Raw genomic sequence first — 14,710 nt, forward strand, 5'->3', positions numbered from 1 at the left:
CGAATCCGGCGGTTTTTTATAAGAAGGAACAAATTGTGTCTCGTACCATTATGTTAATACCTACCGGTACCAACGTTGGTTTAACTGGTGTTAGCCTTGGCGTTATCCGTTCAATGGAACGTCAAGGTATTAAATTAAGTGTTTTTAAACCTGTTGCACAACCGCGAGCAGGTGGGGATAAACCTGATCAAACTACGACTATTTTACGTGCTAATTCAAATATTGTTACGGCTGAGCCATTAAAAATGAGTCGTATCGAAAGTTTGATTAGTTCGGGTCAGCAAGATGTGTTGATGGAAGAGATTGTCGCGCTTTACGAAAACAATAAACAAGATGCTGATATCGTATTAGTTGAAGGGATTGTACCAAGTAATGCCTATCCTTTTGCGAATCAATTAAATCATGATATCGCAAAAACGCTAGGCGCAGAAATTGTTTTCGTGATGTCTTTAGGTAGTGATACTAAAGAACAATTAGCGGAAAGAATAGAGATTGCACGTTCTAATTTTGGTGGTATCAAAAATGAAAAAGTGATCGGGGTGATTATCAATAAAGTAAATGCACCGATTGATGAACAAACATTAGCACAACCAATCATTAATGAAATCTATCATAAACCAACATATGATAATAAAAAAGTTACCTTGGAAGAGTTGCAACAAAGCAGTTCGTTACCTGTATTAGGGTGTATCCCATGGAATATCGATTTAAGTGCTTGTCGTGCAACTGATATTGCTAAGCATTTAAAGGCAAAAATAGTTAATGAAGGCGCAATCGAAACGCGTCGTATTAAACATGTTTCCTTCTGCGCGCGTAGTATTCCTAATATGATTACGCATTTTCAACCAGATGCATTGTTAGTGACATCTGCTGATCGTGTCGATGTATTAGTTTCTGCGTCATTAGCTGCTATGAACGGTATTCAAATTGGGGCAATTTTACTAACGGGTGGTTACCAATTAGATCCACAAGTAGAACAATTATGTGCTCAAGCCTTTGCTACCGGTTTACCTGTCTTTACCGTTGAAACTAATACATGGCAGACATCAATCAATTTACAGAATTTTAATCTAGAAGTACCTGTTGACGATAAAGAACGGATTGAAAAAGTACAAAACTTTATTGCTGATCATATGAGTACTCAGTGGGTGAAATCCTTAACTGAAGTTGTTACACCAGTACGCCGCTTATCTCCGCCTGCTTTCCGTTATCAATTAACTGAACTTGCACGTAAAGCGTCCAAAACTATTGTACTACCAGAAGGCGATGAGCCAAGAACGATTAAAGCAGCAGCCATTTGCGCTGAACGCGGTATTGCTAAATGTGTTCTTTTAGGTGATCCTGAAGAAGTAAAACGTGTTGCGGCTTCACAAGGCGTGACATTAGGAGCAAATATAGACATTATTGATCCAGAACAGGTACGCGAAAATTACGTAGGTCGTTTAGTCGAATTACGTAAAAATAAAGGTATGACGGAAGTGATTGCTCGTGAACAATTAGCAGATAATGTGGTATTAGGTACCATGATGCTAGAGCGTGACGAAGTTGATGGTTTAGTTTCTGGAGCTGTACATACGACTGCGAATACTATTCGCCCACCATTACAATTAATTAAAACCGCACCGACAAGTTCATTAGTCTCTTCTGTATTCTTTATGCTAATGCCTGAACAAGTTTATATTTATGGTGACTGTGCAATTAATCCAGATCCTAATGCTCAGGAATTAGCAGAAATTGCGATTCAATCCGCTGAAACAGCTATTGCGTTTGGTATTGAACCACGTGTCGCGATGATCTCTTATTCAACTGGAAATTCTGGTCAGGGTGCTGATGTTGAAAAAGTGAAAGAAGCAACACGTATTGCGCAAGAAAAGCGTCCTGATTTAATGATCGATGGTCCATTACAATATGACGCAGCCGTAATGCCAGATGTGGCTAAATCGAAAGCACCTAATTCAGCTGTTGCCGGTAAAGCAACCGTATTTATTTTCCCAGATCTAAATACAGGTAATACTACCTATAAAGCAGTGCAACGTTCGGCTGATTTAGTTTCAATCGGACCAATGCTACAAGGTATGCGTAAACCAGTGAATGATTTATCGCGTGGCGCATTAGTGGACGATATTGTATACACTATTGCACTAACTGCTATTCAGGCTACACAACAATAATAGTGTTATTAAAAAACTAATTAAAGTTAAGCTAATAGCAAGCAAATAACATGGGGTGATATGATATCACCTCATCTTTTATGGTAATTAATCATATTGCTTTTAAAAATGGTAAATAAGGTAATAGGGTTAATTACCATTGATTTATATAACAAAATCAATCAATTATGATGTTTATTTCTTAAGCTTCAGCATATTTATTTTTAGGAAAATACGTGATGAAAAAAGATATTCACCAACAGCGGATTTTAATTTTGGATTTTGGTTCACAGGTCACACAGTTGATTGCACGTCGAGTACGTGAAATTGGCGTATATTGTGAACTTTGGCCATGGGATGTGTCTGAAGAAAAGATTAAAGCGTTTAATCCAAAAGGGATCATTTTATCTGGTGGACCAGAGAGTACTACGGAAGAAGGGAGTCCTCGTGCGCCAGCATATGTCTTTAATGCTGGTGTTCCAGTGTTAGGCATTTGTTATGGTATGCAAACGATGGCGATTCAAGTCGGTGAAAACGGTCAGGTAACTGCTTCTAATCAGCGAGAATTTGGTTATGCTAAAGTTGATTTAGTCGGCTCATCAAAATTAATTGAGGGTATTTTTGATAGTATTACTGCTGATGAAATAAAACAACTTGATGTATGGATGAGCCATGGTGATAAAGTAACGCAACTGCCAAATAATTTTTCCTTAATTGGGCGTACTGAAACATGTCCTTTTGCCATTATCGCTGATGATGAAAAACAGTTTTATGGCGTCCAATTTCATCCTGAAGTCACTCATACGGTTAAAGGGTTTGAATTATTACAACGTTTTGTTATTGATATATGCCATTGCGAAAAGCTTTGGACACCTTCATCAATTATTACTGATGCTATTGATAGGATTAAACAACAAGTTGGAAAAGATAACGTATTACTGGGTTTATCGGGGGGCGTTGATTCATCGGTAACCGCATTACTGTTACATCAAGCTATTGGCGATCAATTGACTTGCGTTTTTGTTGATCATGGATTGTTAAGGCTAAATGAGGCACAACAAGTCATGGATATGTTTGGTAATAAATTTGGACTTAATATTATTGCCGTTAATGCTGAACATCGCTTTTTAAATGCACTAAAAGGCATTTCAGATCCGGAAGCTAAACGTAAAATTATTGGACGAGAATTTGTCGCCGTTTTTGATGAAGAAGCAGCAAAATTAAAGGATGTGCATTGGTTAGCACAAGGTACGATTTACCCCGATGTAATAGAATCTGCCGCGGCAGATACTGGCAAAGCCCATGTTATTAAATCTCATCATAATGTTGGTGGATTACCAGAAGAGATGAAAATGGAACTTGTTGAGCCATTACGTGAATTATTTAAAGATGAAGTACGCAAAATAGGACTGGAGTTGGGACTACCATATGAAATGTTATATCGTCATCCATTTCCAGGACCAGGATTAGGCGTACGTGTATTAGGCGAGGTAAAAAAAGAGTATTGCGATTTATTGCGTCAAGCGGATGCGATTTTTATCGAAGAATTATACAAAGCAGATTTATATCACAAAGTAAGCCAAGCATTTAGTGTATTTCTACCTGTACGTTCTGTTGGCGTAATGGGGGATGGACGTCGCTATGATTGGGTTGTTTCATTACGTGCCGTTGAAACTGTAGATTTTATGACTGCTCATTGGGCACATCTACCTTACGATTTTTTAGGTCGTGTATCTAATCGAATTATTAATGAAGTAAATGGAATATCGCGAGTAGTGTATGATATTTCTGGTAAGCCACCGGCAACAATTGAATGGGAATAACTACAATTAATATCATATGATCTCATATAGTCTTTTTTATTCATATTAAGCCTTGTTATACAAGGCTTTTTAGTCTCTAATATGTAGTAATAATAAGCCTTTTGTTTTTTTGATTGAGTATGTGATACTTGTCTTTCACGTAATCATATTTGTATAACCGAACTTTTTCTTACAGTCTTGTGCTAATTGCTGGTGTAATATCAGATTGATTAAAATGCTTCTTTATTTCTCTCTGTATATCGTCTAAAATTCGATATTTACCATCATAACACAAAGCGATTCTCCGCTATTGTTGGGACATTAATTTATCTTCCTATTCACATGTTCTATAATATGATTTATTTTATTCGTTAAATATTTAAATTCACTAAGTGCAACTAGTGAGTTGATTTTGCCAGTCTCTTTTCATGTTTTTTGCTTTATCTAAACAATCATCCAATATCCCATTTTTTAGCTTGAGCGGCAATAATATTTATCAATACCAACATTTGTCAGCGCTTGTACTATTTCTCGACAGTAACTGTCGTTAGTTAGTTTATTTACTCCTAATTTTTATTGATAAAATTGAGGGAATAACTTCTTTTTTAGAACTCAGGGTGATTGGTGGGAATAGACCCCTTCTTTTTTTATTTTGCTAATATTTGTTCAGTACACCCTAATCTTTTAGCTAATTCTTGTTACTTACCGCCAACGGTAGCAATCGCTATATCAAATGGTGTAAGTTGTTTATACACTTAAACCTTATGTTAAACAAAACATCAATAATAATAAACTAAATAAAAAGATATCAACCTGTTGCTTATGTTTTAGTTGATTGATAATCTAAAAGATTGGTTTACTATTACTCTACAAAAGGAGAAGCCCAATGAACGATGTAATCCAACGCCTTAATGAAATAATGATTAATAAAAATATTAAACAAGTTGATTTGGCTAAAATAACAGGCGTCACAAATCAAGCTGTTAATAATTGGTTTAAACGAAATAAGATAAGCATTAGCTCTGCTAGAATGATATGTCTATCCACTGGGTATTCTCTTGAGTGGTTGTTATCTGGTAAAGGTAATAAAAAAATGGATGATAGTTATATTAGCAATTCAAGACTAAAGCCTGCAACATGCTGGGAAATGAGTAATACAGAAAAAAATAGCATAGAATTTGTTACTGTTCCAGTGTTAGATATAGAGCTTTCTACTGGTCACGGAGTAATAAATAATAATGAAACAGAGATTTACACTTTACCATTTAGCGCAAGCACATTGAAGCGAGAAGGAATTCATTTTGACCAAATAAGGGTGGTGAGAGTTTCTGGTGATAGTATGAACCCTAGATTATTTGATGGTGACACACTATCGATAGATATGGCGGATAACCGGATAAAAGATGGCAAAATTTATGCTATCCGTATCAGAGAATCACAAAAAGTAAAAGTATTAATTCAAAACTTAGATGGTACTATAACTGTTAGATCTTTCAATCCCAAATTCAAAGACGAAATTATAAATAAAGAACAAATAGAATCTGGTGAATTTGCTATCTTAGGGCGTGTGTGGTGGATATCGTCGATTATTTAATAAAAATCTAACCGCTTCGGCGATTTTTTGAAAGACAAGGATAATAATGTGGCAATTTTTGAAGAAATAATCCATTTATTATCACAATAACTGTTTGTCATCCACTTTATACGGTTTTTTTACATCTAACTCCTACTAGAACTCCATATAACATATTTTCTTGATTAAAAAATGAGTCAAATAAACTTTAAAATCAACTTACTAACTCTTTTTGTTGATTTTTATAAATATTTAATTAGAGATTTATATCAACTGTAAGTTTGATATTCACATCAAAACAAATCAACTTAACAAAACAGTAATGATATATCTGGACACTGAGTTGATATTTTTTATCTCATAATATGAGAAGAACTATTGTAATTTATATATAACAGTAAGCTGATTATAAACTTAGATTTAAATGCCTCAATAGTAGCAGGCTACCCCTAAATCTTATTATTGCCTTAGGTGATATAACCAAACTAAAAATATTAACTAATGTTAAAAAGAGACTGAAGTTAGTCGATTAGGTCTGATAAAGTTGATTTGGTTTTGTCTAAACCGAAAAAGAAGCTTAGATGCAAAAATTATAACCGTATCAATATTTTTATTATTGTGTGTAATAAATAATAAAATTAGACTATGATTTTACTTTAACCTATTTATAGGATATATATTTTTTTCTATTCACTTGTTCAGTATATAAAGAATAATTCAGTATTTTATCTGTTTACGATTTTACATTTATTAAATTAACCCATATCATTTATATTTGTTTGTAATGCTGCTATTGATTAAGAACATAGGTCATTCCATGATACAGAAAATTAAACACTGTCATCTATCCGATGTAAAGCAACGATGGATTCAACATGTAACAACTCGGCTAGTCACAAAAGGGGTAACGCCTAATGAAATAGCATTGCTAAGTATGGTTTTTGCTCAAGTTGCTAGTTTCGCTTTTTTATTAGCTTTTTGTTTTAACCATATTTGGTTTACTTCTTGTTGTTTACTTGTGGCTATTATGGGTATTTTATTGCGTTTATTTTGTAATATTGTCATTGATAGGGTTGAAAAAGAAGGTGGGGTTCATAGTCCATTCTCAATAGTCTATCATACCTTTGCCGATCGTTATTCTGATGTGGTGATTTATCTTGGGTTAGGCTATGGTTTATGGATGTTTGGTTGGTCTGCGTATGTAGGATGGGCGACTGCGTTATGTGCAGTTATCAATGCTTATATTGATTTATTTGTCAAAGTTTATCATTTAAAATCGACGTTTTCTGATCGAATAACTAAACTTCAAACCGTTATAATCGTTACCACGGTATTATTGGCATTGATTATTTTTGAGTATAATCGTCAAATTGTTTATGCAAGTTTAATTTTATTCACTTTCATTTATCTATTTGTTATTTGTTTGAAAGCTTATGTGATTGTTAAAAATCTGGATGAATGATAAGGATAAATATCTTTTACCATAAAAAAACCGAGTAAATACTCGGTTTTTTATTGCTGCTAAGCGTTACTGAAACAGTAATCAATTAACGACATCTCTTAAATTAAATATTAATATGTCGTTACCGGATTTTAACGTTAATTGATTGTTTCTTAGTGCGACATTCGCCCCTCTTTTTAGCATTTCATCAATCATGTAGTCCAGTTTATTTAATTGATCACTTGGACAGAGCATTTTGGTTGAGACTAAATTATCGCTGGTAATTTTCCCATCTTTATAAATAGCTTGACCTGAAAAGTTATTACACATTTTGCCACTAATGTTGAAATTTTCATTAAATTCAATATATGGAACTTCTTGATCTTGTTCTACTTTGACTTCATCTCCATTTGCTTTAACTAAAGCAAAACGATGATATAGCAAGGCATCTGGTTTCACTTTTTCATCAGAGTGACAACCTGTCAATAAAATTGCACTTAAGGTAGCTCCTGCAATAAGTGCTGTAAGTTTTTTCATAAAACCTCCGTAAAATGATAAATATGCTATAATATAAAAATCAATATGCTAATAGATTTTTAGTTTAAGTTAACTAGTCGTGACTAATTTATGCTACATCATCAACAATTACAACCTTTTTTTACAAGACTTAATACCATATGTTTAACCGATAAAAGCAAACTTCAACCACAACTTAATACCTTACTTAAAAAAGATAAAATTACTGATAATCAGCTAGAACAATTTAATCATAAATTGATTCTTGCCGAACAAAAATATCAACAGCGTTTGGCAAATTTACCAAAAATCTGCTATCCACAGGGGTTGCCTGTTGTTGATAAGAAGCACGCTATATATCAAGCTATTCGCGATAATCAAGTAGTGATTATTGCCGGTGAAACTGGATCGGGTAAAACGACACAGATCCCCAAAATTTGTTTAGAATTAGGACGAGGGATTAAGGGCTATATTGGACATACACAACCGAGGCGTTTGGCCGCTCGATCGGTTGCAACGAGAGTTGCCGAGGAGTTACATACGGAATTAGGGCAGGTCGTTGGTTATAAAGTTCGTTTTCATGATCAAGTAGGTCAACAATCATTAATTAAGTTAATGACCGATGGTATTTTATTAGCGGAAATCCAGCAAGATAAATGGTTACTACAGTATGATACCATTATTATTGATGAGGCGCATGAACGTAGCTTAAATATTGACTTTATCCTTGGTTATTTAAAGCGAATCTTACCAAAAAGACCGGATCTAAAGGTGATTATTACTTCAGCAACTATCGATCCTGAACGTTTCTCGAAACATTTTAATCAGGCGCCTATAATTGAGGTTTCGGGGCGAACCTATCCAGTTGAAATACGTTATCGTCCTATTGAGCAAAGCGAAGAAACAGATACCGATGATAATGATCAAGTGCACGCCATTATTAAGGCTGTAGATGAATTATCCCATGAAAAATGGGGTGATATTTTAGTTTTCCTCACTGGTGAGCGTGAAATTCGTGATGTTGCCGAGGCATTAAAGAAACTTAATTTACGTCATACCGAGGTGTTGCCTTTATATGCTAGATTATCGGCTAGCGAGCAGAATCGAATTTTTCAGTTACATCAAGGACGTCGAATTGTATTAGCGACAAATGTCGCAGAAACATCCTTAACCGTACCAGGTATCAAATATGTTATTGATACTGGTTTAGCTAGAATAAGTCGATATAATGCTAAAACCAAAATCCAGCGTTTGCCGATTGAACCCATATCGCAAGCATCAGCTAATCAACGAGCAGGACGCTGTGGACGAACTTCTGAAGGTATCTGTATCCGACTATATGAAGAGCAAGATTATTTATCACGCCCTCAATTTACGCAACCAGAGATTTTGCGTACTAATTTAGCGTCAGTAATATTACAAATGACGGCTTTAGGTTTAGGGGATATCGTCGCGTTTCCTTTTGTTGAATCGCCAGACAAACGGTATATCCAAGATGGCATCAGATTACTGGAAGAGTTAGGGGGTATTAAATTTATACAATCCCGTTATCAGTTAACGGATGTGGGTAAAATATTAGCTCAGTTACCTATTGATCCACGTCTAGGTCGTATGGTTATTGAAGCTAAAAAACAGGGGTGTGTAAAAGAAATAATGATTATTACCGCCGCTTTATCCATCCAAGATCCCAGAGAAAGACCATTTGATAAGCAGCAGGCATCGGATGAAAAGCATCGGCGTTTTATAAATAAAACATCTGATTTTATTAGTTTTATTAATTTATGGCAATATTTACAACAGCAGCAACACTCTTTAAGCAGTAATCAATTTAGAAAATTATGTCATCAAGAATACTTGAATTATTTGCGTATACGCGAATGGCAAGATGTTTATACGCAGTTGAGACAAACAGTTAAAGAACTCAAATTTTTAATTAACAGTGAAGAAGCGGACTATCGAGCTATTCATCTCGCTTTATTAAGCGGTCTTCTATCGCATATAGGAATGAAAGATATTGATAAACCCATTTATCATGGCGCACGAAATATTAAATTTTCGCTATTTCCTAATTCATCTATTTTTAAAAAACCACCTAAATGGTGTGTAGTCGCAGAGTTGGTTGAAACAACTAAACTATGGGGACGTATGGCGGCTGATATCGATCCAGAATGGATAGAGCCATTAGCAAATCATTTAGTTAAACGTAGTTATAGTGAACCCCATTGGTCTAAAAACAAAGGGACGACCCTAGCTTATGAAAAAGTGACGTTATTTGGGTTGCCGATCGTCAGCAAAAGAGTTGTTAATTATAGTAAGATTGATCCACAATTAAGCCGTGAGCTGTTTATTCGTCATGCTTTAGTTGAGGGCGATTGGCTAACCAAACACACGTTTTTTAAACAAAATCAGCAATTAATTGATGATGTAGAAACATTAGAACATAAAGCCCGACGTAAAGACATTTTGGTGGATGACGAAACTTTATATGGTTTTTATAATGAGCGTTTACCCTCTGATATTATTTCTGCCAGACACTTTGATCATTGGTGGAATAGCATAAAACAGCAACAACCCAATTTGTTACTTTTTGAAAAATCGATGTTGATCAATGCATCGGCTGAAAAACAAGTCAATCAACTTGATTACCCTGATTTTTGGTATCAAGATACGCTTAAATTACCTTTGTCTTATCAATTTGAACCAGGTAGTGACGCTGATGGTGTTACCGTTCATATTCCTATTACTATTTTGAATCAGCTTAGCCCACAAGGATTCGATTGGCAAGTCCCTGGATTGCGTAAAGACTTGATAATAGCGTTAATTAAATCTTTGCCTAAATCGTTAAGACGCAGTTTTGTTCCAGCGCCTAACTATGCCGAAGCATTTTTAGAACGAGCTACGCCTTTAAAAGGTAATTTAATTGATGAAATGCAACACATATTTCGACGTATGACAGGGGTAACGATTGACAGTGAACAATGGCAATGGGAACAAGTTCCTGATTATTTAAAAATCACTTTCCGCGTTATTGATCATAACCATCGTACATTAGCCGAAAGTAAAGATTTGTTAGCGCTAAAGCACACTTTGAAACAGCAATTACAACAAACATTATCTGAAGTTGTTACTGATGATAAAATAGAAAAAAATGAGATAACGGTTTGGGATTTTGGTATATTACCTAAAATTTATGAAGGACAAAAAGGTGGCTATGCGGTTAAAGCCTATCCAGCACTGCAAGATAATCAGCATTCTGTCAGCATTAAATTGGTGGAAACCGAAGAGGAACAACAGCAATTATCGTTGATTGGCTTAAGACGTTTATTATTATTAAATATCCCATCACCCATAAAATATCTACATGAAAAATTACCTAATAAAGCAAAATTAGGGTTGTACTTTAATTCATTTGGTCAAGTTTTGGAATTGATTGATGATTGTATTGCGTGTGGTATTGACGAATTGATTCATAGACATGGCGGTTTGGTATGGAATAATGATCAATTTACGGCTTTATTAATTAAAGTAAAAGGTGAAATAAATCCGTTGGTGGTAGATATTGCTTCACAAGTTGAACGTATTTTAACCCTTCATTTTAACATTAATAAAAAATTAAAAGGAAAAGTTGATTTATCCTTAGCGTTTGCTTTATCTGATATTAAAGCCCAATTAACAGGTTTAATTTATAAAGGATTTGTTGCATCAGCGGGTTATCAACATTTAAAGGATATTTATCGTTATCTGCAAGCTGTTGAAAAAAGGTTAGAAAAATTAATGGCTGATCCTAATCGTGATAGATTACATATGCATAAAATCGAAGTAGTGCAAAAAGCGTATAAACAACTATTATCTAAATTATCCCAGCAGAAGAAACCACTCCCTGAGGTAATAGCGATACGTTGGATGATTGAAGAGTTACGAGTTAACTTATTTGCTCAGCAATTAGGCACGCCTTATTCCATATCAGACAAACGTATTATGCAACAAATCGAAAATGTCTATAAAAATCTTTAAAGATTTAGAATAATATCTAATATTTAAAGGTATGCGAATCATACCTTTAAATATATTAGCTTAAATTTTGACATGAAAATAGATAAAAAACCATCAATTGACGTGAAGGTAACTTGCGTCATAACTCTACCATGTTACTATTTTCCCACTTAATTAATCTAACTTATATTCACGAATAAATAGATTGCTTTATACGTGATATATCAAAAAATAAATTATTTAGCTTATTCGTCATACAATGATTTTTTGATTACTAGAAAAATCATATGGTTATGTATTAAGACTAAATATTTATTCCATACCGAAAAAGAAATAAGACAGCAATGAAAAAATTATTATTGATCACTTTATTTACCCCTTTTTTATCTTACTCAATAGAAAATGTTTACCATTCCTCTTCTGCAACTAAACAAAATTTTAGCCATGCTAAAAAGCAATTAGTTAAAGTTTATAATGACCATCCAGAGGAAAAAACATTCTATTGTGGTTGCCAATTTACCTTTGAAGGAAATAAAGGTATCGTCGATTTAGCTTCTTGTGGTTATAAAATTCGTAAAAATGAGATCAGAGCTAATCGCATTGAGTGGGAACATGTCATGCCAGCACACCATTTTGGTTCACAGTTACAATGTTGGCAAAATGGAGGGCGCAAAAATTGCGCTAAAGTTCCTACTTTCAATGTGATGGAAGGGGATATGCATAATTTACGTCCAGCTATTGGTGAAGTAAATGCAGATCGTTCAAATTTTGGTTATTCCCAATTTACGCGCGTATTTGATCAATATGGTCAGTGTCAATCAGCGGTAGATTTTAAAAATAGAAAATTTCAACCACGGGATGAGGTAAAAGGCGAAATTGCACGAACTTATTTTTACATGGCTAATAAATATAAGGTGAGATTATCTAAACAAGATAGGCAGTTAATGGAGGCATGGGATAAAATGTATCCACCAACTACGTGGGAATGCGAGCGGAATCAAATTATTACCAAAATCCAAGGGAATGATAATCCTTATATCACTCAGTCATGCAATAAAAGCAATTAAAGTTTGTCTATTTACACTAAAATCTTATAGATAAAAAGGCACTGATCGTGCCTTTTTTAAATGTATACTTTCGCTTATTTAAATAAATCAATATAAACAACACGGTTTGGCCCTTTTGGCTCTTGGGCTATTCGACTAATATGATAATACTTAGCGCCAGCCGCTGCCGCTTTTCGTGCAGCTTGTGTTGATATTTGATTATCGGAGACAAAATAGCCTCTAAATTTTAATGAATCAAATGGTACCATTTTAGCGGCAGTGGCATCATTTAGTTCTTGAATGGTTGTTCCATCTTTAAGCTTTATCGTATATCGTCCATTCGGTGTTGTTGCTTTAGACTTTTGGTTAGTAATAACTTTCTGGGGTTCTTCTGTTGTAACAACCGCCATTGCTGTTGCATCTTTTGTGGTATTTATTTTATTATTTTTAGGTGCTAATTCTATTTCACGATCAGTTTTGATATCTTGCTCACTATGAGATTTGAATTTTTCGGCATAATATTGTTCATTAAAAGCAGTAGAAGAGTAATAACCTGGTTTTTCAACTTGTAATGCTACATCACCACCTTGTGCTAAGGCTAATTGTCCCGCTTCTGAATCATAAGGAATGGCATCATCAGGTTGAACTTGACGGATAGGTGCATCTTTTTTGAAAAGATAAGCGGTTACTGCAGTATTACGACCACTTACTTCAACTTGACGATCAATAAAGAAAGCATAAGCGCCTTTATCCGCGGCAGCTTTACCGACAGCATTATTAATATCGTGTTGGTTAGGATAATAAGCTCGTAATTTTATAATAGTGTATGGTTCAAAGCCAGTAGCAATGTGTTTTGGATATTCATATACACCGTGGAAAATGCGGTACTGTTCCTTTGAATGTTGATCTAAATTAGGTGCATCTGCTTTATATAAATCAGCATAAATAATTCGTAAGGATTCATTACGAGAATGAAAATTCATACTTTTAATATAGAAACTTGTTGCCCCCTCTTTATCAGCATTTTTAGCAACAGCTTTAACTGCATCTTTTATACTTGGATACGTTCCTCTAATAGAGATTTCTTTGTAAGGTTGTAATGTATCTGCTTGCTGTTTGGTTAATTCTGTCGCAGCAAATAAAGTTGTTGTCGGTAAAAGTAAAAATAGGGGTGCGATAACTAGTGTTTTTTTTAATTTAAACATAAAGTAGACCTTAATAATATGATGATAATCAAATCATTGAAACGAGTAATATTACTCTAATTCTCCTGAAAACTTAATCAGTTCTGCAAGATTTTTGATAAAAATATGTTTTCCTTTAACATGGAGAATGTCAAGTTGTTGCAAGCGCTTAAGAATACGGCTGATAGTTTCAATAGTTAGTCCTAAGTGATTGGCAATATCATGGCGACTCATAGCTAGTTTGATATTGGTGGAAGTAAAACCACGCAATGCATAACGGTAGTAAATGGAATAAATAAAACTAGCCAACCGTTTTTCGGCATTTTTTTGTGATAGCATTAGAAGAAGTTTCTGATAATTTAAGATTTCAGTACTCATTAAACGTAATGTGATACTTCTGGCTTCGTTATTGTTCTCAATAAATGTACTAAAATCATGATAATTGAACTCACAAATAGTCGTGTTACTTAAGGCTTTAACTGAATTAATATATTTATGATAAGTCATTGCTTCAAATCCAACTATATCCCCAGGCAGATAAAAGCCGAGGATTTGTTCTTTCCCCTCTTTTGTTACACTGTAACTTTTCAAGCAACCGGAATGAACGGCATAAAGTTTAGAAAAAGGTTGAGCTGCCTTGACGAGAAGTTGGTTTTTAGCGATCGTAATTTTGTATTTATTGAATTTACAAGAATGCTGATATTGAGCAGTAGGCATACAGAGAGGGCCGATACTGCATTGTTCACAGGGGACAGAGTAGTTTAAAAAATTAGGTGATAAAAATTTTCTCATATTTGGAGTATTAAGCTAAGTATGGCGATTTGAATGGTTTAATATAATAACAAAATTGTTATTTTAAGAAACAGGAATTTACTGAAGAAGGGGGGATGGGAAAAATATTAATATGATTTAAATTTATAAGGGAAGAGCAATGAGGTAATAAATTTTTTCTTTTTGTTGAAGAAGGGAGGGGTGAGTAAAGGAATAGGATTATGGGGTTAAAGA

Annotated in this window: 9 protein-coding genes; 6 read left to right on the plus strand and 3 right to left on the minus strand. The window is 34.3% G+C overall.

From position 1 onward, the window contains the following. Nucleotides 1-35: 35 nt before the first annotated feature. From pta to O970_RS04800, 4 genes are all read left to right on the plus strand, one after another. Entirely contained in the window at nt 36-2,171 is a 2,136-nt protein-coding gene (gene pta, locus O970_RS04785) for a phosphate acetyltransferase (RefSeq protein WP_024496012.1), read from the plus strand. Nucleotides 2,172-2,389: 218 nt separating this feature from the next. Further along, nucleotides 2,390-3,973 carry a glutamine-hydrolyzing GMP synthase gene (guaA, locus tag O970_RS04790; RefSeq protein ID WP_024496013.1) on the plus strand — a complete coding sequence of 528 codons (1,584 nt, stop codon included), beginning with the start codon at nt 2,390-2,392 and terminating at the stop codon, nt 3,971-3,973. 865 nt (nt 3,974-4,838) lie between these two features. After that, nucleotides 4,839-5,546, plus strand: coding sequence for a LexA family transcriptional regulator (locus tag O970_RS04795; protein ID WP_024496014.1), 708 nt, complete (start codon nt 4,839-4,841; stop codon nt 5,544-5,546). A 796-nt stretch (nt 5,547-6,342) separates the two neighbouring features. After that, nucleotides 6,343-6,987 carry a hypothetical protein gene (locus tag O970_RS04800; protein ID WP_024496015.1) on the plus strand — a complete coding sequence of 215 codons (645 nt, stop codon included), beginning with the start codon at nt 6,343-6,345 and terminating at the stop codon, nt 6,985-6,987. An 81-nt stretch (nt 6,988-7,068) separates the two neighbouring features. Here O970_RS04800 and O970_RS04805 read toward each other — a convergent pair whose 3' ends face one another. Further along, nucleotides 7,069-7,503: an META domain-containing protein gene (locus O970_RS04805; RefSeq protein ID WP_024496016.1), complete on the minus strand. Its 435-nt coding sequence runs from the start codon at nt 7,501-7,503 to the stop codon at nt 7,069-7,071. A 90-nt stretch (nt 7,504-7,593) separates the two neighbouring features. Between O970_RS04805 and hrpA the strand changes: the two genes are divergently transcribed. Continuing rightward, nucleotides 7,594-11,496 carry an ATP-dependent RNA helicase HrpA gene (gene hrpA, locus O970_RS04810; protein WP_024496017.1) on the plus strand — a complete coding sequence of 1,301 codons (3,903 nt, stop codon included), beginning with the start codon at nt 7,594-7,596 and terminating at the stop codon, nt 11,494-11,496. Nucleotides 11,497-11,819: 323 nt separating this feature from the next. After that, nucleotides 11,820-12,542, plus strand: coding sequence for an endonuclease (locus O970_RS04815; protein WP_024496018.1), 723 nt, complete (start codon nt 11,820-11,822; stop codon nt 12,540-12,542). Between the two features lie 74 nt (nt 12,543-12,616). Here O970_RS04815 and O970_RS04820 read toward each other — a convergent pair whose 3' ends face one another. Together O970_RS04820 and O970_RS04825 are read right to left on the minus strand one after the other, a co-directional pair. After that, nucleotides 12,617-13,726 carry a YdgH/BhsA/McbA-like domain containing protein gene (locus O970_RS04820; RefSeq protein ID WP_024496019.1) on the minus strand — a complete coding sequence of 370 codons (1,110 nt, stop codon included), beginning with the start codon at nt 13,724-13,726 and terminating at the stop codon, nt 12,617-12,619. A 51-nt stretch (nt 13,727-13,777) separates the two neighbouring features. Further along, nucleotides 13,778-14,422: a cyclic nucleotide-binding domain-containing protein gene (locus tag O970_RS04825; RefSeq protein WP_051318601.1), complete on the minus strand. Its 645-nt coding sequence runs from the start codon at nt 14,420-14,422 to the stop codon at nt 13,778-13,780. Nucleotides 14,423-14,710: the final 288 nt, after the last annotated feature.

The organism is Candidatus Schmidhempelia bombi str. Bimp, assembly GCF_000471645.3.
GTDB classification, from domain to species: Bacteria; Pseudomonadota; Gammaproteobacteria; order Enterobacterales; family Orbaceae; genus Utexia; species Utexia bombi.

Excerpts from the sequence above, each read along its gene's own strand:
- O970_RS04795 (WP_024496014.1), top strand. The coding sequence starts at position 4,839 with ATGAACGATGTAATCCAACGCCTTAATGAAATAATGATTAATAAAAAT.
- guaA (WP_024496013.1), top strand. The coding sequence starts at position 2,390 with ATGAAAAAAGATATTCACCAACAGCGGATTTTAATTTTGGATTTTGGT.
- O970_RS04805 (WP_024496016.1), bottom strand. The coding sequence starts at position 7,503 with ATGAAAAAACTTACAGCACTTATTGCAGGAGCTACCTTAAGTGCAATT.
- O970_RS04800 (WP_024496015.1), top strand. The coding sequence starts at position 6,343 with ATGATACAGAAAATTAAACACTGTCATCTATCCGATGTAAAGCAACGA.
- O970_RS04825 (WP_051318601.1), bottom strand. The coding sequence starts at position 14,422 with ATGCCTACTGCTCAATATCAGCATTCTTGTAAATTCAATAAATACAAA.
- O970_RS04820 (WP_024496019.1), bottom strand. The coding sequence starts at position 13,726 with ATGTTTAAATTAAAAAAAACACTAGTTATCGCACCCCTATTTTTACTT.
- hrpA (WP_024496017.1), top strand. The coding sequence starts at position 7,594 with ATGCTACATCATCAACAATTACAACCTTTTTTTACAAGACTTAATACC.
- O970_RS04815 (WP_024496018.1), top strand. The coding sequence starts at position 11,820 with ATGAAAAAATTATTATTGATCACTTTATTTACCCCTTTTTTATCTTAC.